Genomic DNA, 2,454 nt, shown 5'->3' on the forward strand with positions numbered 1-2,454 from the left:
GTACGCCAATGGCCACGTTACTTGATGGAAAACGGGTCTGGGCAGAAAAGAATCTGAACCAGATTTAATCTGACAGACACCTGTATAAATAACCGGTAACTGTCAGATCAGGTCTGAGCTAGTACAGATTATCTGCGTGATGTGGCTTCTCAGTTAAAAGAGATGCGTCACTATGCGCAAACCAATACCGAAACACTCTCCAGCCATTGGTTAGCCTTTGACGCCGGTGAATATAAAGATAAGGTGAATGCAGAACGCTTTGATGCGCTGCTCAATAAGCAAGGCAAACTGTTAGACGATTTCGATAAAGCGATTCAGGATATTGAGATTGAAATCAATCACAGCGAGCAGGAGAGCTAATATCTCCTGCTGGCAGCTGCGGTGGCCGGAAGGCGTTATTCGGCCACCAGCCACATCTCTGCTTCGTCAAACATCTCTTCAACAATGCGTGCAACAGTCGCTTTATCGTTCTTACTTAAATCGGTATCAATGGCGTTACGCTCCATCGGCTTGACCTTAACCTCAAGATCGGGAAAGACCCGATGCACGCGTTTTTCCAGCTCTTGCAAAATCATTTCGCGAGCGCCGGGTAAACCCGCAACGTTACGCTTATCGTAAATCAATTCCACAAACATAATGGCAATCCGTACAGGGCAAAATCGCTTGCACATAATACTGTAAATAAAAACAGTAGCAAGGCCAGAACTTACAATTCACAAAATTTTTATGTCGTTGAGTAATTTATGCCTGTCTGGAGTAAGGTGGACGGGAAAAAACGACACACTGGGATCATATTCATCAGGAGAAGCGCGATGCGACAGCTGGTTATAGATATTCTGCTTAAAATGGCAAAGATGGACACCGATGCCAAAGAATTGATGGCACAGACCGAAGCGCAAACCTTATTGATTGCCGCATTGCTGATACAGGCAAAACAAGACAATTCGCTGACGATTACTGAAACGGTGCAGGACGCCATTGTGACAGCCTCGCGCTCTTCAGGCGACTTTTTGCAAACTGATGTAGATTTATTGCTGACGCACATTAATCGCCTGCTGGCAGTGGCAAAGTACGTTGAGGTGAATGGCAAAGCGGAAGCGGAAGGGGAGTAAAAAATTCGCCTCTGGAGGTGGAAATCCAAACAACACCTACAGAGGCAGTGCAAAGGCACTCTTCGTTCAAGGACAATCGCGACCGAAGTCGTTAAGTGAACTTATACAAGTTACGCGCAGTTGTACAATCCTATCCGGCGTAATCCGTGTGGTTGGAGGTGTGTACAAAATACATCTTTTCTGCAGACGGAACAGTTACAGCTCGTTTTTAATACAAAACTCTTCCCAGGTCATACCTAACGATTCGGCATGCGATTTAAGGTAAGCTTCGATTGCGTCTGCTGCCACCGCTTTATCCGGTTCTGCCAGCTGGATGGAAAATATTATTCCATCAAGATTTTTTTGACGTAAAAAAGCGGCGTAAATGCGTTCGGCGTGCCATGCGCGCAGCTGGCGCAGCGACAAATTTGCGGCACGCGCATCGTTCTCGGTTAATTCATCAAGGGCGGCCTGGAAATCGGCGTGAGCGGCGAAAAACATGTCGCGCGCCTGTGCATAATACGCGTCTGGCGTTTTCATCATTCAGTTCCTGTGAGTCTGTTGCAGCGCGCAAGTGTAGCCTGTTGCGTCTGTCTTGTCAGGCGCTCGCCAGGAGAAGTTAGCGTAAGCTGAAAAAAGACAAAATCTGAGCACGAAGCCTTCGCCCATTATGCAGATGGCTTGCGTAACTCACTGGAAAAATTATAACGTAGCCGCCATTGAAGCGAGCTTAGGGATTGAAGATGAAAAAGTGGATGCTGATTGCAGCACTGGCGTTGAGCGGCTGTGCCCAAATCAATAGTTACGAAAGCGCGGTGAAAACGCCGGCACCGGCCAGTTTACAGGGTAACTGGCAAACAGTGGGGCCGCAGAGCGATTTAGTCAGCGATCAGGCAATTGCCAGTTTGATCGTCAAGGCTGACGGCAGCACGCTGGACTGTCGCCAGTGGCAACGCATCATTGCCAAACCGGGTCGGTTAACTTTGCTGAACGGTGATTACGTTAACGTAAACCGCCAGTTGCGCGTAATGCCGCTGGTAGCGGAAAACGGGGAGCTGAAGTACGACGGCCTGACGCTGCGTAAAGTGGCTCGCCCCACGGTAGACTGCCAGCGAGCACTGGATGAAGTGGCGAAACAGCCCGATGCGGCCGTAATTCAAAATATCGAGCCGGAATTGCTGCGCACCACCATTACGCAGAATAACGAGCAGTGATTAGCTTCAGTGCCGTTAGCTAATGTGTACTAGCTCAGACCTGATCTGACAGTTACCGGTTATTTATACAGGTGTCTGTCAGATTAAATCTGGTTCAGATTCTTTTCTGCCCAGACCCGTTTTCCATCAAGTAACGTGGCCATTGGCGT

Annotated in this window: 5 protein-coding genes; 3 read left to right on the top strand and 2 right to left on the bottom strand. The window is 48.5% G+C overall.

The window, feature by feature from the left end; all coding sequences use genetic code 11:
• Positions 1-132: 132 nt before the first annotated feature.
• On the top strand, positions 133-360 hold the full coding sequence (locus tag QRY16_RS21730) for a hypothetical protein (protein ID WP_289778029.1): 228 nt from the start codon (positions 133-135) through the stop codon (positions 358-360).
• Between the two features lie 35 nt (positions 361-395).
• Here the strand turns inward: QRY16_RS21730 and QRY16_RS21735 are convergent, their stop codons facing one another.
• Entirely contained in the window at positions 396-635 is a 240-nt protein-coding gene (locus QRY16_RS21735) for a DinI-like family protein (protein WP_193405332.1), read from the bottom strand.
• Between the two features lie 177 nt (positions 636-812).
• On the opposite strand from QRY16_RS21735, the gene iraP reads away from it, so the two are divergent.
• Entirely contained in the window at positions 813-1,112 is a 300-nt protein-coding gene (gene iraP / locus QRY16_RS21740) for an anti-adapter protein IraP (RefSeq protein WP_193405331.1), read from the top strand.
• Positions 1,113-1,307: 195 nt separating this feature from the next.
• Here the strand turns inward: iraP and QRY16_RS21745 are convergent, their stop codons facing one another.
• Positions 1,308-1,631 carry a DUF6388 family protein gene (locus tag QRY16_RS21745; protein WP_289778030.1) on the bottom strand — a complete coding sequence of 108 codons (324 nt, stop codon included), beginning with the start codon at positions 1,629-1,631 and terminating at the stop codon, positions 1,308-1,310.
• A gap of 203 nt (positions 1,632-1,834) precedes the next feature.
• On the opposite strand from QRY16_RS21745, the gene yedD reads away from it, so the two are divergent.
• Entirely contained in the window at positions 1,835-2,305 is a 471-nt protein-coding gene (gene yedD, locus QRY16_RS21750) for a lipoprotein YedD (protein WP_193405330.1), read from the top strand.
• The last annotated feature ends 149 nt before the right edge of the window (positions 2,306-2,454 follow it).

It is taken from the genome of Mixta mediterraneensis, assembly GCF_030283135.1.
GTDB classification, from domain to species: domain Bacteria; phylum Pseudomonadota; class Gammaproteobacteria; order Enterobacterales; family Enterobacteriaceae; genus Pantoea; species Pantoea mediterraneensis.

Coding starts and splice junctions, on each gene's coding strand:
- QRY16_RS21735 (WP_193405332.1), bottom strand. CDS start 635: ATGTTTGTGGAATTGATTTACGATAAGCGTAACGTTGCGGGTTTACCC.
- iraP (WP_193405331.1), top strand. CDS start 813: ATGCGACAGCTGGTTATAGATATTCTGCTTAAAATGGCAAAGATGGAC.
- QRY16_RS21745 (WP_289778030.1), bottom strand. CDS start 1,631: ATGAAAACGCCAGACGCGTATTATGCACAGGCGCGCGACATGTTTTTC.
- yedD (WP_193405330.1), top strand. CDS start 1,835: ATGAAAAAGTGGATGCTGATTGCAGCACTGGCGTTGAGCGGCTGTGCC.